Genomic DNA, 21,388 nt, shown 5'->3' on the forward strand with positions numbered 1-21,388 from the left:
GCGGCGCTTGAATGGCTTTTATGCCTTCTTGCGTTGAGGCAGAGCGCTTCGCTTTGGTGTGAAGCGCTTTAGAACAAAACGGTTCATTTTTGAGCCTCTGTTCTCTCCACCCACGACTGAATTATTGAAGGAACGATTTGCCCATGCGCGCGGAAATCGAGACGCTGGTTGACGAAATCCAGCAGGCCATAAGCCTGCTGAGGAGGCATCTTTGACTGGGATCAGGCAATCAAACGTCTGGGCTATCTGAATCAGAGGGCTGAAGATCCGACCCTTTGGAATGATGCCCAGGAAGCCCAGAAACTGATGCGTGAGCGCCAGCAACTGGAAGACAGCATCAACGGCATTAACACGCTGAAACAGACGCTGAGTGACAGCATTGAACTCATCGCCATGGGCGAAGAGGAAGGCGACAAGTCGATTATTGCTGACGCGGAAAACACAATCCGCGAGTTGAAGCAGGAAGTTGACAGCCGACAGATCGACATGCTGCTTTCCGGTGAAGCGGATTCGAACGATACCTATCTTGAAGTGCATGCCGGTGCAGGCGGTACGGAAAGTCAGGATTGGGCATCCATGCTTCTGCGTATGTACACCCGTTGGGCCGAACGCAGTGGGCGCAAGGTTGAGGTGATGGAAGTGCATTACGGCGAAGAAGCCGGCATCAAATCAGCATCGATCCTTATCAAGGGCCACAACTCCTACGGTATGGCAAAGACGGAATCCGGCGTTCATCGTCTGGTGCGTATTTCGCCTTACGATTCGAACGCGCGTCGTCATACCTCGTTTGCGAGTATCTGGGTTTATCCTGTTATCGATGACAACATCGATGTGCAGGTGACTGAAGCCGATGTTCGCATCGATACCTACCGCGCTTCGGGTGCGGGCGGTCAGCATGTCAACACAACGGATTCGGCTGTGCGTATTACGCATATCGCAACCGGCATTGTGGTGCAGTGTCAGGCAGAACGTTCCCAGCACAAGAACCGCGAAAAAGCCTGGTCAATGCTGCGCGCTCGTCTTTACGAAAATGAGCTGAAAAAGCGTGAAGAAGCGACTGATGCGGCCAATGCCAACAAAACTGAGATCGGCTGGGGTCACCAGATCCGCTCTTACGTATTGCAGCCCTATCAGCTGGTCAAAGATTTGCGTACCGGCGTTGAAAGCACCAATCCGCAGGAAGTGCTTGATGGCGCCGTAACGCCGTTCATGGAAGCAGCGCTTGCTCACCGCATCCATGGTGGGGCTGAGCTCATCGAAGATATCGATTGATATTCTTGAGAACATGTTCTGAAAAAACCCGGCCTTGAGCCGGGTTTTTTGTGCCTAAATCAAAAAACCATATTGTGAACGGTCGCCGTTCAGGAATCCTTTGAAGCAACGCTTCCTGCATTGACGCGCGGCTTGTACGCGCGCGGACCGGTGATGATGGGGTCTATAGCCTGAATGCTGATCGCATCACCGGGAACCAACAGTTCCTGTTGAGCTGAAATGTTCGGTACTGATTCCGATGGCATTTCAGGCAATGGCTGCATGACGGCTGGCTTTTTCAGCACGGATGCAAGCTTGCTGACACGCTCATTCAAACCGTGTTGGTTTTCTGTAGTGTCATGCACGTTTTTATAGATGTCAGCGCTGAGACCCACGACGAAGACCGTTGCACCTAATGTGGCCAATTTTGTACGGATCGTGAAGAAACTGGAGCGTTTGATAGACGTAGTGTCCGCGACAGCATCAGTGGGACGCTTATCGCGGTTTGTCTTCTTTAGCCCCGTCGACTTCTGCACCATGCCTGCAGTCTTCTCATTCCAGATTATTGATTCGATTGCATGTTATCATGGTTAACAAAGCTTTTCCGAAGCTTTAGTCGTATGCATTTCCCACGGAATGGACGGGAAAAAACTTTCGGTAGTTTCGGCTGTCAGAGCGCGCGAGCTGCGTCAAGAACGGCTTCAGCATGGCCTGCCACTTTTACTTTTTCCCACACGTGCGCAATACGTCCTTCGGCATCAATCAGGAAGGTTGCACGTTCAACGCCCATATATTTGCGGCCATACATGCTCTTTTCGACCCACACGCCATATGCTTCGAGAACCGTTCTGTTTTCGTCTGCAGCCAGATCGACGGTCAGTTCATGTTTCTTGCGAAACTTCGCATGCTTTTCTGCGCTGTCGGGTGAAAGTCCGATGACGCGAGCACCAATTTTATCGAACTCCGGCTTCAGCTGAGAGAAGGCAATGGCTTCCTTAGTGCAACCCGACGTGTCGTCCTTGGGATAAAAATAAAGAACGACTGGTTTGCCTTTGAGCGACGACAAGGTAATTGTGTCGCTATCTGATGGCAAAGTGAAGTCTGGTGCCAGATCTCCAACCTGGGGACGAGCCATATCTGCGCCTTTCTTTTATGGATAAACGGGGAAACTGCCTGTTACACTCCGAGCTATCGCATTCGGGCTGGGCTTGTGCAACTGCTCAAGCGCATCCGGTTGGGCATGATGACGTGCATCGATGACATATCAATCAAGCTGATCAGCGGCCTTGCTGAAATGCAGAAGCGTAATAAAAGCAGAGTGATAACGAGTTTTTGTAATTCGCCTTGTAAGGGTGCTCATTTGCGGAAATTAGATGTTCGGCTGGAATATTGACAGATAACCCGCGCAAAATCCGCTTTAGCAAGCGTGAGATGAAGAGAATCGAACGCCTCGCAGCCGAAGGCGCGGAAGGGGTTGTGCTTCCCTCAATGCGCTCCCGTCGCTCGTTTATGTCGTGGTGCTCCCACGCTTTTCTTTCCTTATGCATCGTTCTTGTTCTGATTGGTGGTGTGGGATTCGTGATTTTGCGCGGCGGCGTGAACAGCGATCTCTTGCGCGATGAAGCCCAGAAGAGCCTGAGCGGAGTTCTCGGCAAGGATGCTTCAGCCACGATCGGTAGTGCCGGATTATCGCTTGATCAGAACAGTCTGGTTGCGATGGAGGCGAGGGATGTTTCGATCCTTGATCCGAAACAGGGCATTGAAATCAAGAATATCAAGTCGGTACGCCTTGGTTTGGCGCCTTTGCCGTTGCTGACAGGCAAAGTCCGCGTCGCTGAGCTTGAGATTGATGGCGCTTCTTTCGATCTGCCTGAACAGGAAGGTGCTGGTTTCTGGAAATCTCTTCCGTATGACAAGCGCGGCTACATCAATTTTGATGCAGTTTCCGAAGAGCTGTTCTCGACTATGCGGCGCAATCTTGAGTTATTGCGCGATCAGAACACGCAGGCCATCGGGCTGCTGAACACTACAATTCGGTTCAAGACTGGCGACACACAGCAAAGCATAGAGGTGCAGAAGCTTCGTCTGGTCGAGAGTTCCGGAAAAATCGCCGTTGAGGGTAGCGTCGTTTGGCAGAACAAGACCATCACGGTTGATGGCAGCATTGATCGTAAGGGACAAGAAAACGATCTGGATGCGTTCCAGATCAAGGTCAATAATCTGCCGATCGATCTGGGATCACCGGAAGAGGTTGCGCCGGTTATCGATGGCAATCGCGTGAATCCTGCGCATTTCGACCTGAGCGGTAAAGCGAACCTTGCTTTGTCGGGCAAAGCTGCCAATGGCGACAATCCTGAGCGGGTTATGGCCGAATTGTCCGTCGATGGTATCAATATGGAGATTGGGCGGGTCACTGATGTTCGCGGTAGTGCGTTGCTTCGTATTGAACATGCGAGTGGCAGCGGCAAAATCGAAGTTAAACCATCACGCATTCAGTTAGGCGGAATGAATGCGGAATTTAACGGTGCTTTCGGACCGGAACCAGATGCCGACAACAATACCGGCGGCCCAAGCTATCGCTTTGAAGTGCTGACGAGTTCGGCCACGAGTATGCCTGCGGAATCAACCGACCCGGAATTGCCCTTCGGCGTGAAGATCGCAGGTCGCTTCCTGGCCAATCAACAACGCCTTCAGTTCTCCAATCTTGATGTCCAGACCAATACGGGAGAATTATACGGTCAGGGAAGCATGGGCTTTGGCAATGGCTCGCCCGAAATGATTTTCATGCTCCGTATTCCGAAAATGGCGGTCGCTGACGCAAAGCATCTTTGGCCAATCGACGTGGCAGATGGTGCGCGAGAATGGGTTCTGAAGAACCTCTTTGGCGGCACATTGAAGGATAGCCGCATCGATATTTCTCTGGCAGGCGGACGGTTCAATGGTCCTGGTCTGCCGCCACCATTGACGGGGGAGGAAATCAAGGCCGATTTCAATGTGACCGACACGCGGTTTGATGTGATTGGTGAACTGCCTCCCGTTCGCGATGTTACAGGAAGTATTTCAGTTCGTGGTGCGCACACAACAATCAAACTGGCAAATGGCGTTGCTTACACGCCGGATAATCGCAAAGCATCTGTTTCTGACGGAACGTTGATTATTCCCTGGGGGCCACAGCGACCGGTTATCGCTGACCTTGATTTGCTCGTTTCGGGTGATGCCGCCGCGATCGCGGAAATTGCGGGCAAGAAGCCAATCGATGTATTGAAGAACGTGCCTTTTAAGCCTGAAGACGCGACAGGTGATGTCAAGGCACGGGTGAAAGTCGGTTTCGCTGTTTCCAAAGGTGCCCCTCCCGGAACACTGACATGGGATGCCGATATCGGGTTCTCCAATCTGGCTATTTCACAGCCTGTGGGCGGCTCCATGGTGAGCGAGGCGAATGGCAGTATTAAAGTGGATCAGACGGCGGCTCTCATTACTGCGGATGCAAAACTCGACGGCGTTCCTGCAAAGATATCCATGACTGAACCCGTTGATCGTTCGGGTCCGGCGAAACGGGAACAGAAGATCAAGCTCGATCTCGATGACGGCTCGCGCAATAAATTGTTGCCCGGCTTAAAAGATTTGTTTTCTGGCCCGATGTCGGTCGATCTCGGCATGGAAGAAAATGGCAAGCGACACGTATCGGCTGACTTGAACAAGACACAGGTAGACTTGCCATGGCTTGGCTGGCGCAAGGGGAGCGGTGTTCCTGCAAAGGTGACGTTCGACCTGATCAAAAGCAACGGCAATGATGGTAAACTGGATATCCGTAATCTGGTACTGACCGGCGATGCGTTTGGTGCAAAAGGCAATCTTTCGATTGCTGGTGGTGATTTTCAGTCGGCCGATTTCAGTGACATACGGCTCACCCGTTCAGATCGGTTGAGCGTTAAGGCGACGAAAAGTGCGGGTGGTTATCGCGTTACGATACGCGGATCTCAATTTGACGCCCGTTCCATCATCAAACAGATATCGGACATTCAGAAGAAGAGTGGAGGCTCTGGTGGCAAGAGCCCGCGCGTGGTTGTCAGCGCACAGATAGATGCAGTGAGCGGCTTTAATGACGAGATGCTGCGCAATGTGGCTGTTTCGTATGAGAATGCGGGAAACAAGATTTCAGGCGTGTCTGTGAACGCTGTTACAACTTCCGGTCAGGCTTTCGTTGCCACCAACAACGATCAGGGCGATGCACGGTCAATTTCGCTACAATCCAATGATGCGGGTGCGGTTCTGCGCTTCTTTGATTTCTACGATAAGATGCGTGGCGGCAAAATTACCGTGGGTCTTGCCGGGCAGGGCAATGGTCCATTGAGTGGCCAGATCGATGCGCGAAATTTCGCAATCATCAATGAACCACGACTGGCAAAGATTGTTTCGAGCCCGCCGAGCAGTGGCGGCACCAGTCTTAATCAGGCAGTCAAACGGGATATAGACGTGTCGCGTGTTGATATCGAACGTGGATTTTCGCTTATCGAAAAGGGCGAAGGCTATCTGAAACTCTCCAAGGGGGTGGTGCGCGGACCGTCTGTTGGCACGACCTTCCAGGGCACGCTTTATGATTCGCGTGGCAATATGTCGATCACAGGCACCTTCATGCCCGCCTATGGCGTGAACCGCATTTTTGGCGAAGTGCCGATCTTTGGCGCACTGCTGGGCAACGGACGTGATCGCGGTTTGCTGGGCATTACCTTCAAGCTTGAAGGCAGTGCAAAGCAGCCGCAGGTTATCGTGAACCCGATTTCCATAATCGCACCGGGTATCTTCCGCTCCATCTTTGAATTCTGAGGCTGAGGAAATCAGTCCAATAAAAAAGCCGGGCATAGCCCGGCTTTTATCGTTATGGGACACGGCTCACGCAGGACGAATAAGCACGTGGCGTTTCTTGCCAAGTGATACTTTGATGACGCCCTGCTCGTTGAGAGACGACGCGTTGATAATCATGCGCGGATCGGTGGCCGGTTCATCATTGATGCGAACTGCACCGCCTTCAATATGGCGACGTGCTTCACCATTAGTGGCGCAGAGCTCTGCGAGCACCATCAGCGCCAGAACGCCGATGCCATCATTAAGCGTTGCCTTATGGACACCAACTGTTGGCAGGTTCTGCGACAGTTCACCTTCTTCAAAGGTTTTACGCGCAGTTTCCGCAGCTTCTTCGGCTGCATCACGGCCGTGGAGGATAGCAGTAATCTCGGTTGCGAGGATTTTCTTCGCTTCGTTGATTTCAGAACCACCAAGCTCGGCCAGCTTCGCAATCTCATCCATTGGCAGCGTTGTGTAGAGCTTCAGGAAGCGTTCTACATCAGCATCTTCAGTGTTACGCCAGTACTGCCAGAAATCATAAGCGCTCAGCATATCGGCATTCAGCCAGATTGCACCGCCCAGTGACTTGCCCATCTTCTGACCGGAAGCTGTGGTGAGCAATGGCGAGGTGAGAGCATAAAGCTGCGGCGTGCCCATACGGTGACCGAGATCGATACCGTTGATGATATTGCCCCACTGATCCGAACCACCCATCTGCAGGCGCACGCCATGACGCTTGTTCAGCTCCACAAAATCGTAGGCCTGAAGGATCATGTAGTTGAATTCGAGGAATGACAGCGACTGTTCGCGATCAAGACGCGTCTTTACCGAATCGAACGACAGCATGCGGTTGACCGAGAAATGACGGCCAACATCACGCAGGAATTCGAGATAATTGATGTTACGCAGCCAGTCGGCATTGTTGACCATCATCGCGTCGGTCGGGCCATCACCAAAGGTCAGGTAATTCGCGAAAACGCGTTTGATACCGGCAATGTTCTCGGCAATCGTGTCTTCGGTCATCAGCTTGCGCGCTTCATCCTTGAAGGATGGATCGCCGACCATGCCTGTGCCGCCGCCCATAAGGGCTACAGCCCTGTGTCCGGTCTGTTGCAGCCAATGCAGCATCATGATCTGGATCAGGCCACCAGCGTGCAAGCTTGGTGCTGTTGGATCAAAGCCAATATAAGCTGTCACGGTTTCCTTGACCAACAATTCATCGAGGCCGCTTTCATCAGACATCTGATGAATGAAGCCGCGCTCGGAAAGCGTGCGAAGAAAATCGGATTTGAAACCGGACATGTCCTTTTCCTGACTGATAAGGCGTGATTGATGTGAGCAGTAATAATAAGTGCTTACCGCATTATGGTATTTTGCCTTGTTATATTTTGCCTTTAACATCATTCAATCGGGAATAACAAGGAAACTCCGGCATGGCCGATTTGAAACGCGCTATTGGATTGATGAGTGGTACTTCGATGGATGGCATCGATATCGCTCTCATAACGACCGATGGCGAAAACTGGATCGAGCGCGGCCCTTCAAGTGCTGTGTCTTATTCGGATGGGTTTCGTGCGCGGTTGAAGGCGGCACTTATTGATGCGCGCGGTATAACCGATCGCAATGAGCGTCCCGGCATTCTCAAACAACTCGAGCGTGACCAGACATTACTGCACGCCATCGCCATTCAGGATTTTCTGCATGAGTATGCATTGCAGCCCGAGGAAATCGATGTAATCGGTTTCCATGGGCAAACCGTATTGCACCGACCGCAGGAAGCTCTGACTGTTCAGATTGGCGATGGACCACTATTGGCTGCCGAGACAGGTATTCCTGTTGTCTATGATATGCGTGCTGAAGATATGCGCCATGGCGGCGAAGGTGCGCCACTGATTCCCGCTTATCATGCAGCGCTTGCAGCCAACCTTCCGTTTGGTCTCGAAGGACCTGTTGTCTTCGTCAATATAGGTGGAATTTCCAATCTGACCTATGTGGACAAAGGCGGTGTGCTGATCGCTTACGATAGTGGACCGGGCAATATGCTGATTGATCAATGGATGGAGTTGCACGGGCAGGGCAGCTTTGATCCGGGGGGCATTACGGCGATGAGTGGCAGCGTCGACGACGTTCTGGCTGCACGATATCTCGATCATGAATTTTTCAAAGGAAATCATCGCCGGTCGCTGGATCGCGGCGATTTTATTGTGCCTGCAAAAGACGAGGCCTCAGTCGAGACAGGAGCCCGTACACTTGCTTATGTCAGTGCTGCTGCAATCTTGCGTTCGGCATCACATTTGCCGTCACAGCCACGTACTTACGTTGTGAGTGGCGGCGGACGTAAGAACGGAGCGATCATGACAGAACTGAGCGCACTTGCCGAGCGCGAAGGCGCACGCGTGCTTGATGCCGATAATGCAGGTTTTGATGGTGATGCAATGGAAGCAGAAGCCTGGGGCTATCTCGCCGTACGTTCGCTACGCGGTTTTCCACTAACCTATCCAACGACAACTGGTTGCGATAAACCCGTTTCAGGTGGTGTTTTGGTGTCCGTAGACAGATAAAAAATCCGGCGATTAGAGCGCCGCGTGCCCTCTTGGGCGCGTAAAGGACGCTCTAAACTATTGGATCTAAGCATCGGCCCAAAAATCGCTTCCGATTCTTGGGCCGATGCGTAGTCTCGCCGGATTTTGTTTTTTTGCGTATTAGCGCAGACGCTTGGGACGAACTTCCACCAGTTCGCCAGCAAGACGACGATCCAGATATTCAGAGCACTCTTCGATGAGCAGATCACTTTGGCCTGAGAAGAAGTGGTTCGCGCCAGCAAGCGTGTTCTGGGTAATCGTAATACCCTTCTGCGTCTTGAGCTTGTCCACCAGCCCCTGAACATCCTTTGGCGGTGCAACCTTGTCCTGATCGCCGTGGATGATCAGACCAGAGGATGGGCAAGGCGCCAGGAACGAGAAGTCATAGGTGTTTGGTTGCGGCGCGACTGAGATAAATCCTTCGATTTCCGGACGGCGCATCAGAAGCTGCATGCCAATCCACGAACCGAAAGAATAACCGGCGACCCAGCAATTCTTGGAATCGGGGTGCAGCGCCTGCACCCAGTCGAGTGCGCTTGCTGCATCCGACAGTTCGCCTGCGCCATGATCGAACTCGCCCTGGCTACGACCGATACCGCGGAAGTTGAAGCGGAGTGTCGTAAAACCGCGCTGCTGGAACATGTAGAACAGATCATAGACGATCTTGTTGTTCATGGTTCCGCCGAACTGCGGATGCGGATGCAGGATCAGGGCGATAGGTGCATTCTTTTCCCGGGAAGGCTGATAGCGGCCTTCGAGGCGTCCGGCAGGGCCGTTGAAAATGACTTCAGGCATGTGTACTCCGCTTGTGATCGGAAGATCGGCTTCAGGGTGGCGAACTTGACGTGGGGGTGCGCCGCTTCTAGAACCGATTTGAAATTTCGTTAGTCTGAACCAATGTTCAGTACCTAATGTGGCTTAATAGGCTTTTCCTGATTGAAAATTCAAGAAAATTGCGCGCGAACTGCGTGCGAATAGCGTGCTGAGCCACTTTAAGATGTTGCTTAGGAGATAGTATCGGTGATCGGAACCGGCAAGAGGCTCTATCTGGACTATAATGCCAGTGCGCCTTTGCTCGATGAAGCGCGCAATGCGGTCATCGAGGCATTGGGCATTCCTGGCAATCCGTCATCGGTGCATCGTGAAGGCCGGGCTGCACGTGGACTTGTTGAAGCTGCGCGTCGCAGCGTTGCAGCGCTGGTCAATGCCAAGTCTGATCATGTTTTCTTTACATCAGGTGCCACAGAAGCTGCATCCACCTTGCTGACGCCAATCTATATGATGGGACGGTCGCCGGTGCGGCTGTCGCATCTTTATGTGAGTGCAACTGAGCACCCATGCATGCTGACTGGTGGGCAATTTCCAGCTGAAAATATCACCATACTCGCCGTTGATGAAAACGGCATCCTGAAGCTGGACGCACTGCAACAGGTATTGGAAGCGCATGACAAGAGTACGGGCTTGCCGCTCGTTGCGGTTCAAGTCGCAAATAACGAGACCGGCGTTATTCAGCCCATTCGCGAAATAGCGGCGCTGGTCAAAGCCGCAGGCGGAATTTTCGTCGTTGATGCGGTGCAGGCTGCCGGGCGTATTAAATTAGATATTACAGATAATTGCGGAGATTATCTGATAATTTCCTCTCACAAGATCGGTGGTCCGAAGGGCGTCGGTGCTGTGATCGCAATCTCTGATCTCATGATGCCGAAGGCGCTGGTCCGTGGTGGCGGTCAGGAAAAGGGACATCGTGCGGGAACAGAAGCGTTGCCTCTCATTGCTGGTTTTGGTGCTGCTGCGGATGTTGCAGCCACGCGACTAAACGGCGATGGCTGGTCTTTCGAAGCACGAGACAGGCTCGAAGCCGGACTTATGGAAATTGCACCGAGCGCCACAATCCATGGCAATTCCGTTGATCGTCTGCCGAACACGACTTTCTTTTCGCTCGACGGGCAAAAGGCTGAAACCGTTCAGATCGCTTTCGATCTTGGCGGAATAGCACTTTCAGCTGGCTCAGCATGTTCTTCTGGCAAGGTTGGCCCGAGCCATGTTCTTGCTGCGATGGGGCATGAAGATGGTCCGGGCGCGATCCGCGTTTCGCTCGAACCGAATGTTTCAATAGAATCTGTCGACCAGTTTCTTGATGTTCTGCGCAAAATTGTTGCCCGTCATGAGCGCTCAAAGGCCGGTTAAACGCCTAATCGGGCTTCACCCCGTAAATTATTCTTGAATTTTACCCGCAAATTTAAAGCCGGGCTTGAAATTAAGTTTAGAAGGGTTTTAAAGAAGCGTCACGCACACTATATTGCGGCGAGGATAGCGACTATCATCGCCCTGACGTTTGCAACTGTCGGACCTTGAATCTGACGAGGATGGAGAACGCCAATGCCTGCAGTGCAGGAGACCATTGATCAGGTTCGCGGCTTGGACGTGGACCAGTATAAGTACGGCTTCGAAACGACAATCGAATCTGAGAAGGCCCCTAAGGGTCTTAATGAAGATATCATTCGCTTCATTTCCGCCAAGAAAGATGAGCCGGAATGGATGCTTGAGTGGCGTCTGAAGGCCTATGAACGCTGGCTCACAATGGAAGAGCCAACATGGGCACGCGTCGATTACCCCAAGATCGATTTTCAGGACGTCTATTATTATGCGGCGCCGAAGAATCAGTCTGGCCCTAAGTCGCTTGATGAAGTCGACCCGGAATTGCTTCGCACATACGAAAAGCTCGGAATTCCTTTGCGTGAGCAGGAGATTCTTGCGGGCGTTCGCAAACAGGGCGATCCAAGCGAAATCGACGGCAATCCATCGGACAATGTCTATGCATCTGGCCGCGTGGCTGTTGATGCGGTGTTCGACAGTGTTTCGGTTGTCACGACTTTCAAGGCAGAGCTTGCCAAGGCTGGCGTAATCTTCTGTTCGATTTCGGAAGCAATTCGCGAACATCCTGAACTGGTTCAGAAGTATCTAGCTTCGGTAGTTCCTGTTTCAGACAACTATTATGCGACGCTGAATTCGGCTGTCTTCACGGATGGTTCGTTTGTTTACGTGCCAAAGGGCGTTCGCTGCCCGATGGAGCTTTCGACCTATTTCCGTATCAACGAAAAGAATACGGGTCAGTTCGAACGCACGCTGATCATCGCTGAAGAAGGAGCTTATGTCTCCTATCTCGAAGGTTGCACTGCACCGCAGCGCGACGAAAACCAGCTTCACGCAGCAGTCGTTGAATTGATCGCGCTCGATGATGCTGAGATCAAATACTCGACCGTTCAGAACTGGTATCCGGGCGATAGCAGCGGCAAGGGCGGCATCTATAACTTCGTTACCAAGCGTGGTGATTGCCGTGGCGACAATTCCAAGATTTCGTGGACGCAGGTAGAAACCGGCTCCGCTATCACCTGGAAATACCCGTCCTGCATTCTGCGTGGCGATAATTCGCGTGGCGAGTTCTACTCGATTGCCGTATCGAACGGTTATCAGCAGATCGATAGCGGCACCAAGATGATCCATCTCGGCAAGAATACGTCGAGCCGCATCATCTCCAAGGGTATTTCGGCAGGCAATTCCAACAATACCTATCGCGGACAGGTTTCAGCCCATCGCAAAGCTGAAAATGCCCGTAACTTCACCCAGTGCGACTCGCTCCTGATCGGCAACGATTGCGGTGCGCATACCGTGCCATATATTGAGGCGAAAAACGCCACGGCACAGTTTGAGCACGAGGCAACCACCTCCAAGATTTCCGAAGACCAGCTGTTCTACGTCATGCAGCGCGGTATTCCGGAAGAGGAGGCAATCGCGCTCATCGTCAATGGTTTTGTGAAGGAAGTTATTCAGGAACTGCCAATGGAATTCGCCGTTGAGGCACAGAAGCTGATTGGCATTTCGCTTGAGGGTAGCGTCGGTTGATCCGACGCATCCTTATTGCCTTCCCGCATCCGATTTTTCTGGCCAGCCCTTTAACTGGCATAAGCAGCTCTTCGTGAGGCTGCGTTGAGAGACAAGGTTTATACCCATGCTTGAGATCAAGAACCTTCATGCAAAGATCGCTGACACGGATACCGAAATCATCCGTGGTCTGAACCTGACCGTAAACAAGGGCGAAGTCGCCGCCATTATGGGCCCGAACGGCTCGGGCAAGTCGACGTTGTCCTATATCCTCGCAGGTCGCGATGATTACGAAGTCACGGAAGGCGACATTCTTTATAACGGCGAGTCGATCCTTGAACTGGATCCTGCTGAACGTGCTGCCAAGGGCATCTTCCTTGCGTTCCAGTATCCGATGGAGATTCCAGGCGTTGCCACGATGGAGTTCCTCAAGGTTGCGATGAACAGCCAGCGCAAGGCACGTGGCGAAGCTGAGCTCAAGATCCCTGAATTCATCAAGCGCGTCAAAGACGTTGCTGGTGGCCTCAACATCGACATGAATATGCTCAAGCGTCCATTGAATGTTGGTTTCTCGGGCGGTGAAAAGAAGCGCGCAGAAATCCTGCAGATGCAGCTTCTCGAACCAAGCCTTTGCGTACTCGACGAAACCGATTCCGGCCTCGATATCGATGCGCTGAAGATCGTCTCGGATGGTGTGAATGCACTCCGTTCGCCTGACCGTGCCGTGATCGTGATTACACACTATCAGCGCTTGCTCGAATATATCGTGCCGGACAGCGTTCATGTTCTTTACAAGGGACAGGTCATCAAGTCGGGCGACAAGAATCTTGCTCTTCATCTTGAAGAAAATGGTTATGCCGACGTAATCGGCGAAGTCGCCTGAGGAGGGATGGATCATGAATATCCAGACCGCTCCAACTACAAAGCCGCGAACATCGGCTGAAAGTGTGCTGATCGACAATTTCGCCACTCGCATGGGCGAACTGCCCGGCAATGGCGACGTTGTCATCGCACGTGACAATGCACTGGAAACGCTAAAAATTCACGGTCTTCCGTCGCGTCGCATCGAAAGCTGGCACTACACGGATTTCCGCACGCTTCTCAAAGGCGTTGCTGACTTCAATTCGGCTGCAGGCACCAATGCACTTCCTGCGCTGCTCGCGGGCTCATCAATCATTGCCGCAAGCAATGGTGTAGCACTCGACGCAAAGGCTCCCGAAGGCGTGACCCTGACTGCTGTGCGTGATGCGCTCGCTGACGGATCGCTTGTTCCACAGCTTAACGTTCGCGGCACCGATGATACAATCGGCCAGATCAATGCTGCCTATGTCAGCGATGGCTGGGCTGTTTCGATTGCCGATGACACGGAACTTGAAGCACCGCTGGAACTGCAGAACCTTCAGAAGGCCGGGCAGGGCCATACGCGCTTCCCAGTCGAAATTGGTTCAAACGTCAAGGCGACGATCATTGAGCGTCAATCGGGTGGTGAAGGCGATGCTTTCTCGACCTCTGTAAGCCATGTGAGCGTTGGTGACGGCGCTGATGTTATCTGGGTTATCCTGCGTGATTTCGGTCAGGCAACGCAACTTGCCCAGTTCAACGCAACCATCGGCGCAGGATCGAAGCTTACGCTTTACATCGTCAATGCGGGTGGCAAACTGGTTCGTCAGGAAGTGCATCTGACTGTGGCAGGTGAAGATTCGGATTTCGAACTTCGTGGCCTCAACCTTCTGGCGGACGATTCTCACACCGACATCACAATGACGGTGGCGCATCTCGTCGAGAATACGCGTTCGACCCAGATTATCCGCAACGTGGTCAAAGATCGCGCGCGTGGTGTGTTCCAGGGCATGATCCGTGTTGCACAGATCGCCCAGAAGACCGACGCCCGCATGGCCTGCAACACGCTGCTACTGTCGGATGATGGCGAGTTTGATGCGAAGCCAGAGCTGGAAATCTTTGCTGATGACGTGGCTTGTGGCCATGGTGCGACGGTTACAGAGCTTTCCAAAGACTATCTCTTCTATCTGATGGCACGCGGTGTTCCTGAAAACGAAGCCCGCGGCCTGCTGATCAAAGCATTCATCGCCGAGATCATTGAAGAGCTGGAAAACGAAGCTCTCGTCGAGGCACTGGAAGATGTGCTTTCGAACTGGCTTTCAGCCCACGCTTGAATAAATAAGGCGGAGTGGATTGTTCACTCCGCCTTTTCTGCCTGAATGGTAGAAGGAACGATCATGGATCAGAAGAATCCGCTTGTAGCGGCCTATGATGTCGAAGCGATCCGCAGAGACTTCCCCATCCTGTCACGACAGGTTCATGGCAAGCCGCTCGTTTATCTGGACAATGGTGCGTCTGCGCAAAAGCCGCAAAGTGTCATCGACGCTGTTACCCATGCATATGCGAATGAATATGCCAATGTGCATCGCGGCCTGCATTTTCTTTCCAATGCTGCGACAGACGCTTACGAAAAATCGCGTGAAACAGTCCGCCGTTTTTTGAATGCTGGCTCTATCGACGAAATCGTCTTCACCAAGAATGCGACTGAAGCGATCAACACGGTCGCTTACGGTTACGGCATGCCGAATATCGGCGAGGGCGATGAAATCCTCCTGTCGATCATGGAGCATCACTCCAATATCGTGCCATGGCATTTTATCCGCGAACGGCAGGGTGCAAAGCTTGTCTTCACGCCGGTTGACGACGAAGGCGTGTTCCATATTGAGGAATTCGAAAAACGTCTGACCGAGCGCACGAAGCTTGTCGCAATCACTCATATGTCCAACGCGCTTGGTACTGTGACGCCGATCAAGAAGATCGTTGAACTGGCCCATGCGCGCGGTATTCCGGTGCTGGTCGATGGCAGTCAGGGTGCAGTCCATCTGCCGGTTGATGTGCAGGATCTCGGCTGTGACTGGTATGTCTTTACCGGCCATAAGGTCTACGGTCCGTCGGGTATTGGCGTTCTTTATGGTCGCGCCGAAATGCTTGAAAAGATGCGTCCGTTCCAGGGCGGTGGCGAAATGATTGAGGAAGTGACGGAAGAAAACGTCACTTACAATCACCCGCCACACCGTTTTGAGGCTGGTACACCGCCAATCGTTCAGGCGATTGGCCTTGGTGCAGCTCTCGAATATATGGAAAAGGTCGGCCGTCATGCGATCCTCGCTCACGAGGAAGACTTGCGTGACTATGCGCATGAGCAGCTGGGTAAGATCAACTCGCTTCGCATTTATGGCAATGCTCCGGACAAGGGCGCTATTATTTCGTTTGCGCTTGAAGGTATTCACGCGCATGACGTCTCGATGGTCATTGACCGGGCAGGGGTTGCAGTGCGTGCAGGCACACATTGCGCACAACCGCTCTTGAAACGCTTTGGTGTCACCTCTACATGCCGTGCATCCTTCGGGATGTATAACACCCGTGCTGAAGTCGACGCGCTGGCAGAAGCCTTGGAAAAGGCAAGGAAGTTTTTCGGATGACCGAGATCGAACAAAAAGTTCAGGAACAGACTGAAATCACGACGGACGATGCGAGCGCATCGGCAGATGGAAAGTCTGTCTTTTCAGCTTCTGCTATTCCGCAGGACGAGCTGCTCCGGCTGACCGATGATATCATCGGCGCGTTGAAGACGGTTTATGATCCTGAAATTCCAGCGGATATTTACGAGCTTGGTCTGATCTACAAGATCGATATTGAAGATGATCGCACTGTCAAAATTGAAATGACGCTGACAGCCCCTGGCTGCCCTGTCGCTGGCGAAATGCCGGGTTGGGTGGAAAACGCGGTGGGCGCAGTCGAAGGTGTCTCGATGGTTGAAGTGACGATGACATTCGATCCTCCGTGGTCCGCCGACCGTATGTCGGAAGAAGCGCAGGTCGCTGTCGGTTGGTACTAAGAACGAAAAAGCCCCGCATTTTGCGGGTTTTTTCTTTGGTCAGAAGCCTGTCGTGTTGGCGTAGTGCAGAGAGTTCTTTCCGATACATCCCTGTACGAGGCCAACCAGCCCGCCTAACGCCGTTGCGGATGAGACAAGCCCCTGACCGCCTCTGAAGGGTATGGACAGGACTGTACCCAGAAATTTAAGCGCACGGCCAGCAATCTTGAGCGGCAACTTTTTTAGCGTTTTGTTTGGATTTTCGCGATAGCGGGCGCCGAACTCCGTGATGTTGTGATCGCGATTACGGCGATAATGATAACTCAGCGTCAGGCGGGACGAGGGCACCGTTTCATAGACAATGGCATCACAAGCCCAGCCAGTTCTTGCACCCAGCGATTTTGCCTTAGCCCAAAGGTTCCAGTCTTCGCCGCCCGTCAGGCCAAAGTGGGAATCAAACCGCAATCCTGTATTGCGGAAAAACTCCAGCTTCCCCATCCAGCTGCCTGTGGCAACCTTTATGGAATCTGCACGGCCTAGTTGACATTTACGGCGACATTTTCTTTCGGACTTGTAGCCGCTACGCTCAATACCCGACCAAACCAGCTTCTGCAGAAAGGTGAGCTTTTCATCAAAGGGCTTTGGCCTGACAGGCGAGCCGATGATGTCAAGATCAAGACGATCCCGCTCAGCGAGCAGAGTTATAAGCCAATCAGGTTCGACAAATTCGTCATCGTCCACATAGACAAGAAAATCGAAACCATGTTCGATTGCGTGGTTAAGCGCACGATTACGCGCTGACGAAATGCCTAAGACGCCTTCGATAATGTAATCGATCTGATCTTCACGCATCTGTGCACGGAAACCTTCAATGGTTTCATCAAGCGTTGGAGAGGCGTTATTTTCAACAATAAGAAATGTAATGGATGCGTTGTCTGGCTTCTTTATTGAAGCAAGCGATGAAAAAAGATTGCAGAGCATCTTCGGTCTGCTGCGAGTGACGACGGAAACACATATACGCCGCTGTTGCATGATGTACTAAACCAAAAAAAGTTTATTTGAGATATTATGCATGCTTAATATGTATTTATTATGAATGCAATGGTTGCGAGAGGCAACATTACAACCCAGAGCAAGGGATTATAATCCCTTATTCTTGTAGGCAGATCAAATTTAGAAGGAAATAAAGTAAAGCGCTTGGTGTTATGCGCTAGTGGTGCCCCCAGAGAGACTCGAACTCCCGACCCCCCTGATTACAAATCAGGTGCTCTACCAACTGAGCTATAAGGGCAGCACAGGCGTGGAATTAGCATAATTTTCAGCCGTGTAAAGCGAAAATTCACATTAGGTGGGTGATGGTAAGCAAGTTTTGCATATGATAGCCATCAAGCCTGTGGAAATTGCACGAGTGGATTGAATTTGACGTTTGAATCCCGGCGGACATAAATGCTGTTTCAATCGTCAAGTTCGATAAATTCACTCGATTCGTAAATTTACTCGTGGTCTTTTGATTCCGACATTTGCTCAAAGCCTATATTCAAGGGATGCAAATATCGGAATCAGACCACAAGCTGGCGCATTGGAATGAATGATATGGACGATAAATCCCTGGCGCTTCACTTTCTCTCATCGGGAACAGAAGAATCACTTGCGGCTCAGAAAGAGCTGGTGAAACGTTACGGACATGTTGCGGCTGAAGATGCAGATACCGTCGTGGCTCTCGGCGGTGATGGCACCATGCTGCAGGCTTTGCGCGATTTTATGAACAGCGGCATACCGGTATACGGCATGAACCGTGGCTCGGTCGGGTTCCTTATGAATGAATTCAGCGTGGAAGATTTGCCTGCACGCATTTATGCGGCGCAGAAAGAGACAATCCGTCCTCTGGAGATGATTGCTGAAACTGAACATGCGCCGCCGTTCAAGGCGCTCGCAATCAACGAAGTATCGCTTTTCAGGCAATCCTATCAGGCAGCGAAGGTTCGTATCACCATTGACGGCAAGGTGCGGCTTGAGGAGTTGGTTTGTGATGGGGTCATGGTTGCAACGCCCGCAGGATCAACCGCTTATAATCTGTCGGCACAGGGACCAATTCTGCCGCTTGAGGCTCCGCTACTGGCGTTGACACCCGTAAGCCCATTCCGGCCAAGGCGCTGGGGTGGGGCATTGTTGCCAAAACATGTGACCGTGCGAATGGATTTGCTGGAGACAGAAAAGCGACCGGTTAATGCTGTTGCTGACAATAACGAAGTCAAGTCAGTAAGGTCAGTCACCGTCCGCGAAGATCCGGACAGCCAGGTTGCCATCTTGTTTGATCAAAATCATTCTTGGGATGAGCGAATTCTAACAGAACAATTTAGACATTAGTTGGCTATAATTTTAGTAAAATCACGCATTAGTGTGGAGTGAAACACAATAAAACACAAATAAATAAGCGTTTTTATATTCTGTTGCGGTATTTTAGTTGACTTTTGCACGCTGTGGACGTAGGCGATGCTGCAAGAAGACGCTTATTGCGTTGCAGACGCCTTTTCTGCCTTGGTTCCTGCGCCGGTTGACGCGGCTGCAATGACAGGATGGGTGGAATTCATTTCCAAAAAGAGAGCTGCGCCTCCATTGACGACATTTGCCGAACTCGGTCTTTCCCCGAAAGTGCTCGCTGCTGTTGAAGCTGCGGGATACACCGCGCCTACACCCATTCAGGCTGGTGCTATTCCACCTGCACTGGAGCGTCGAGATGTTCTTGGCATCGCTCAGACAGGCACGGGTAAGACTGCGTCTTTCGTTTTGCCGATGCTCCATCTTCTTGAAAAAGGCCGGGCACGTGCTCGTATGCCGCGCACGCTCATTCTTGAGCCGACGCGCGAGCTGGCAGCTCAGGTAGAAGAAAATTTCGTAAAGTACGGCGTCAATCAGCGTCTTAACGTGGCATTGCTGATTGGCGGTGTTTCGTTTGAAGAGCAGGAGCGCAAGCTTGAGCGTGGCGCAGATGTGCTCATTGCAACGCCTGGTCGTCTTCTTGATCATTTCGAACGCGGTAAGCTGCTTTTGACCGGCGTTGAAATTCTCGTAATCGATGAGGCTGATCGCATGCTCGACATGGGGTTCATCCCCGACATCGAGCGTATTTGCAAGCTGATCCCATTCACGCGTCAGACCCTGTTTTTCTCGGCGACAATGCCGCCGGAAATTACCAAGCTGACCGAACAGTTTTTGCATTCGCCGACACGTATTGAAGTCGCCAAGGCGTCCTCGACTGCCAAGACAGTTACACAGCGTCTGGTAAAGTCGGGCAAGAAGGATTGGGATAAGCGCGCAGCGCTGCGTGATCTGATCCGTGCTGAAGGTGATACGCTCAAGAATGCTATCATTTTCTGCAACCGCAAGAAGGATGTATCCGAGCTTTTCCGCTCGTTGGTGCGTCATGAATTTGATGCTGGTGCGTTGCATGGCGATATGGACCAGCGCGCGCGCATGACGATGCTGGCCAACTTCAAAGAAGGCAAGTTGAGGCTTCTGGTTGCTTCCGATGTTGCGGCGCGCGGCCTCGACATTCCGGACGTAAGTCATGTGTTCAACTACGACATTCCGATCCATTCGGAAGACTATGTGCACCGTATCGGTCGTACAGGTCGTGCCGGACGTTCCGGTAAGGCGTTTACGCTTGTTACGCCTTCAGACACGAAATATCTGACGGCAATCGAATCCATGATTGGCGAAAAGATTGAATGGCTTGACGGCGATCTTTCAACCTTGCCAGCATCCGACGAATCTGAAGATACGTCACGTAAGGGCAAGAATGCTCGTGGCAAAGGTAAAGATGCCAAGGGCAGATCGAAAGATAAGCAGAAGGTCGAGACACCTGTGATTGTTCAGGCAGATGAGCCGCAGCCAGTAATCAGTGAAATCAAAGAGCGTCGTGATGCGATCCGCTCGTCAAACGACGAGCGCCGTAATAAGCCACAGCACGATAACCACAAGCGTCGCCGTGATCGCGACGACGACGATGGTCCGGTTCCAGTTGGTTTTGGTAATGACATTCCAGCCTTTATGTTGATCCCGACTGGGGTCTGAAATTAGGTTGTTGCAAATTGAAAACGCCGGTCTGGTTCAATCAGGCCGGCGTTTTATATTTTCGATGTGAATAATTGGGTGAGAGCGCTCTGTCAGAGCCGTTCTTATGACTTCGCTTTAACAGGAGTAGCCCTAAGACTCGCGACGAATGCCAGCCGCGCCCAATCAGTCATGATTTCAGGGTCGTCATAAGCCTCGTCCGGCACACTCCAGTAAGGCATGGCGACAGGCTTGCCACTCTTCCGACTATCGTAAGCCCATTGTCTGGAACCGGCTTCGATGAAGGCAGGTGCCGTCTGGGAATCAGCTTTCAACAACAGCTCGTCCTGAACAACGAGCGCTATTATCAATCCCTGATGATAGATACCCTTGCCGCCAAACATGCGACGAATGCTGATCGCCCCCAATCCTTCAAACAGGTCACGTAAGGTTTGATCGTCCATTTTTGGAACCCGGGTATTTAAGCTGCGCCCTGCATCTGACGAAGGCTTTCCGGGGACGCTGCGGTCAGCTCAACAGATTCACCGCAACCACAAGCGGATGTCTGGTTGGGATTGTTGAAGACAAATCCGGTGCGTAGCGTAGTTACTTCGAAGTCCATTTGTGTGCCAAGCAGGAATAGAACAGCTTCAGGTGCGATATAAACCTTTGCGCCATCTTTTTCGACGGAGTCATCGCCGGCTTTCGGCTCAGTCACGAGATCAATCGTATATTCCATGCCAGCGCAGCCACCTTTTTTCACGCCGACGCGAATGCCGAGCGCACCGTCGCGCGACGCCATGATTTCACTAACGCGAGCTGCTGCTGCATCGGTAAGCGTCAAGACTGAGAAACGGCCCATTTTTCATCTCTTCCGGTGTTATGCTGGTCTGCAACT

Annotated in this window: 18 protein-coding genes and 1 tRNA gene; 11 read left to right on the top strand and 8 right to left on the bottom strand. The window is 52.1% G+C overall.

What is annotated here, in order from left to right:
- Positions 1–143 precede the first annotated feature (143 nt).
- Positions 144–1,272, top strand: a protein-coding gene (gene prfB, locus C9380_RS05735) for a peptide chain release factor 2 (protein ID WP_128093187.1) whose coding sequence is annotated in 2 segments (ribosomal slippage) — positions 144–212 and positions 214–1,272 — 1,128 coding nt in all. Because the reading frame shifts where the segments join, the coding sequence is not laid out codon by codon here.
- Between the two features lie 89 nt (positions 1,273–1,361).
- Here prfB and C9380_RS05740 read toward each other — a convergent pair.
- Together C9380_RS05740 and bcp are read right to left on the bottom strand one after the other, a co-directional pair.
- Positions 1,362–1,790: a hypothetical protein gene (locus C9380_RS05740; RefSeq protein ID WP_128093188.1), complete on the bottom strand. Its 429-nt coding sequence runs from the start codon at positions 1,788–1,790 to the stop codon at positions 1,362–1,364.
- Positions 1,791–1,921: 131 nt separating this feature from the next.
- Positions 1,922–2,386, bottom strand: coding sequence for a thioredoxin-dependent thiol peroxidase (gene bcp, locus C9380_RS05745; protein ID WP_024896632.1), 465 nt, complete (start codon positions 2,384–2,386; stop codon positions 1,922–1,924).
- A 296-nt stretch (positions 2,387–2,682) separates the two neighbouring features.
- Here bcp and C9380_RS05750 point away from each other — a divergent pair, with 296 nt between their 5' ends.
- Complete coding sequence (locus tag C9380_RS05750) at positions 2,683–6,078, top strand: AsmA family protein (RefSeq protein ID WP_128093189.1); 3,396 nt, start codon at positions 2,683–2,685, stop codon at positions 6,076–6,078.
- A gap of 66 nt (positions 6,079–6,144) precedes the next feature.
- Here the strand turns inward: C9380_RS05750 and tyrS are convergent, their stop codons facing one another.
- Positions 6,145–7,398 (bottom strand): tyrosine--tRNA ligase, encoded by a 1,254-nt coding sequence (tyrS, locus tag C9380_RS05755; protein ID WP_128093190.1) that lies wholly within the window; start codon positions 7,396–7,398, stop codon positions 6,145–6,147.
- A 131-nt stretch (positions 7,399–7,529) separates the two neighbouring features.
- Between tyrS and C9380_RS05760 the strand changes: the two genes are divergently transcribed.
- On the top strand, positions 7,530–8,657 hold the full coding sequence (locus C9380_RS05760; protein WP_105705981.1) for an anhydro-N-acetylmuramic acid kinase: 1,128 nt from the start codon (positions 7,530–7,532) through the stop codon (positions 8,655–8,657).
- Between the two features lie 141 nt (positions 8,658–8,798).
- Here C9380_RS05760 and C9380_RS05765 read toward each other — a convergent pair whose 3' ends face one another.
- Positions 8,799–9,473 carry an alpha/beta hydrolase gene (locus C9380_RS05765; RefSeq protein ID WP_024896636.1) on the bottom strand — a complete coding sequence of 225 codons (675 nt, stop codon included), beginning with the start codon at positions 9,471–9,473 and terminating at the stop codon, positions 8,799–8,801.
- A gap of 225 nt (positions 9,474–9,698) precedes the next feature.
- On the opposite strand from C9380_RS05765, the gene C9380_RS05770 reads away from it, so the two are divergent.
- From C9380_RS05770 to C9380_RS05795, 6 genes are all read left to right on the top strand, one after another.
- Positions 9,699–10,865, top strand: coding sequence for a cysteine desulfurase family protein (locus C9380_RS05770; RefSeq protein WP_128093191.1), 1,167 nt, complete (start codon positions 9,699–9,701; stop codon positions 10,863–10,865).
- A 192-nt stretch (positions 10,866–11,057) separates the two neighbouring features.
- On the top strand, positions 11,058–12,581 hold the full coding sequence (sufB, locus tag C9380_RS05775; RefSeq protein WP_024896638.1) for a Fe-S cluster assembly protein SufB: 1,524 nt from the start codon (positions 11,058–11,060) through the stop codon (positions 12,579–12,581).
- Positions 12,582–12,687: 106 nt separating this feature from the next.
- Positions 12,688–13,443, top strand: a complete 756-nt coding sequence (gene sufC, locus C9380_RS05780; RefSeq protein WP_024896639.1) for a Fe-S cluster assembly ATPase SufC — start codon at positions 12,688–12,690, stop codon at positions 13,441–13,443.
- 13 nt (positions 13,444–13,456) lie between these two features.
- Positions 13,457–14,734 carry a Fe-S cluster assembly protein SufD gene (gene sufD / locus C9380_RS05785; RefSeq protein WP_128093192.1) on the top strand — a complete coding sequence of 426 codons (1,278 nt, stop codon included), beginning with the start codon at positions 13,457–13,459 and terminating at the stop codon, positions 14,732–14,734.
- 63 nt (positions 14,735–14,797) lie between these two features.
- Positions 14,798–16,042, top strand: a complete 1,245-nt coding sequence (locus C9380_RS05790) for a cysteine desulfurase (protein WP_024896641.1) — start codon at positions 14,798–14,800, stop codon at positions 16,040–16,042.
- Positions 16,039–16,458, top strand: coding sequence for an SUF system Fe-S cluster assembly protein (locus tag C9380_RS05795; protein ID WP_024896642.1), 420 nt, complete (start codon positions 16,039–16,041; stop codon positions 16,456–16,458). The genes C9380_RS05790 and C9380_RS05795 overlap by 4 nt, the downstream gene beginning before the upstream one ends.
- 39 nt (positions 16,459–16,497) lie before the next feature.
- Here C9380_RS05795 and C9380_RS05800 read toward each other — a convergent pair whose 3' ends face one another.
- A complete protein-coding gene (locus C9380_RS05800) occupies positions 16,498–17,469 on the bottom strand; it encodes a glycosyltransferase family 2 protein (RefSeq protein ID WP_105705976.1) in 972 nt (323 codons plus the stop codon).
- A gap of 182 nt (positions 17,470–17,651) precedes the next feature.
- Positions 17,652–17,728, bottom strand: a tRNA-Thr gene (locus tag C9380_RS05805).
- Between the two features lie 302 nt (positions 17,729–18,030).
- Here C9380_RS05805 and C9380_RS05810 point away from each other — a divergent pair.
- Together C9380_RS05810 and C9380_RS05815 are read left to right on the top strand one after the other, a co-directional pair.
- Complete coding sequence (locus C9380_RS05810; RefSeq protein ID WP_024898882.1) at positions 18,031–18,804, top strand: NAD kinase; 774 nt, start codon at positions 18,031–18,033, stop codon at positions 18,802–18,804.
- A gap of 249 nt (positions 18,805–19,053) precedes the next feature.
- A complete protein-coding gene (locus tag C9380_RS05815; RefSeq protein ID WP_024898881.1) occupies positions 19,054–20,511 on the top strand; it encodes a DEAD/DEAH box helicase in 1,458 nt (485 codons plus the stop codon).
- Between the two features lie 104 nt (positions 20,512–20,615).
- Here C9380_RS05815 and C9380_RS05820 read toward each other — a convergent pair whose 3' ends face one another.
- Positions 20,616–20,954 (bottom strand): TfoX/Sxy family protein, encoded by a 339-nt coding sequence (locus tag C9380_RS05820; protein WP_128093193.1) that lies wholly within the window; start codon positions 20,952–20,954, stop codon positions 20,616–20,618.
- Positions 20,955–20,971: 17 nt separating this feature from the next.
- On the bottom strand, positions 20,972–21,352 hold the full coding sequence (gene sufA, locus C9380_RS05825; protein WP_024898879.1) for a Fe-S cluster assembly scaffold SufA: 381 nt from the start codon (positions 21,350–21,352) through the stop codon (positions 20,972–20,974).
- Positions 21,353–21,388 lie beyond the last annotated feature (36 nt).

The sequence above is a fragment of the Brucella pituitosa genome (assembly GCF_003049685.1).
GTDB classification, from domain to species: Bacteria; Pseudomonadota; Alphaproteobacteria; order Rhizobiales; family Rhizobiaceae; genus Brucella; species Brucella pituitosa.

Excerpts from the sequence above, each read along its gene's own strand:
- C9380_RS05765 (WP_024896636.1), bottom strand. The coding sequence starts at position 9,473 with ATGCCTGAAGTCATTTTCAACGGCCCTGCCGGACGCCTCGAAGGCCGC.
- sufB (WP_024896638.1), top strand. The coding sequence starts at position 11,058 with ATGCCTGCAGTGCAGGAGACCATTGATCAGGTTCGCGGCTTGGACGTG.
- sufC (WP_024896639.1), top strand. The coding sequence starts at position 12,688 with ATGCTTGAGATCAAGAACCTTCATGCAAAGATCGCTGACACGGATACC.
- C9380_RS05810 (WP_024898882.1), top strand. The coding sequence starts at position 18,031 with ATGGACGATAAATCCCTGGCGCTTCACTTTCTCTCATCGGGAACAGAA.
- sufD (WP_128093192.1), top strand. The coding sequence starts at position 13,457 with ATGAATATCCAGACCGCTCCAACTACAAAGCCGCGAACATCGGCTGAA.
- C9380_RS05790 (WP_024896641.1), top strand. The coding sequence starts at position 14,798 with ATGGATCAGAAGAATCCGCTTGTAGCGGCCTATGATGTCGAAGCGATC.
- C9380_RS05760 (WP_105705981.1), top strand. The coding sequence starts at position 7,530 with ATGGCCGATTTGAAACGCGCTATTGGATTGATGAGTGGTACTTCGATG.
- C9380_RS05795 (WP_024896642.1), top strand. The coding sequence starts at position 16,039 with ATGACCGAGATCGAACAAAAAGTTCAGGAACAGACTGAAATCACGACG.
- bcp (WP_024896632.1), bottom strand. The coding sequence starts at position 2,386 with ATGGCTCGTCCCCAGGTTGGAGATCTGGCACCAGACTTCACTTTGCCA.
- C9380_RS05750 (WP_128093189.1), top strand. The coding sequence starts at position 2,683 with ATGAAGAGAATCGAACGCCTCGCAGCCGAAGGCGCGGAAGGGGTTGTG.
- sufA (WP_024898879.1), bottom strand. The coding sequence starts at position 21,352 with ATGGGCCGTTTCTCAGTCTTGACGCTTACCGATGCAGCAGCAGCTCGC.
- C9380_RS05800 (WP_105705976.1), bottom strand. The coding sequence starts at position 17,469 with ATGCAACAGCGGCGTATATGTGTTTCCGTCGTCACTCGCAGCAGACCG.
- C9380_RS05740 (WP_128093188.1), bottom strand. The coding sequence starts at position 1,790 with ATGGTGCAGAAGTCGACGGGGCTAAAGAAGACAAACCGCGATAAGCGT.
- C9380_RS05820 (WP_128093193.1), bottom strand. The coding sequence starts at position 20,954 with ATGGACGATCAAACCTTACGTGACCTGTTTGAAGGATTGGGGGCGATC.
- tyrS (WP_128093190.1), bottom strand. The coding sequence starts at position 7,398 with ATGTCCGGTTTCAAATCCGATTTTCTTCGCACGCTTTCCGAGCGCGGC.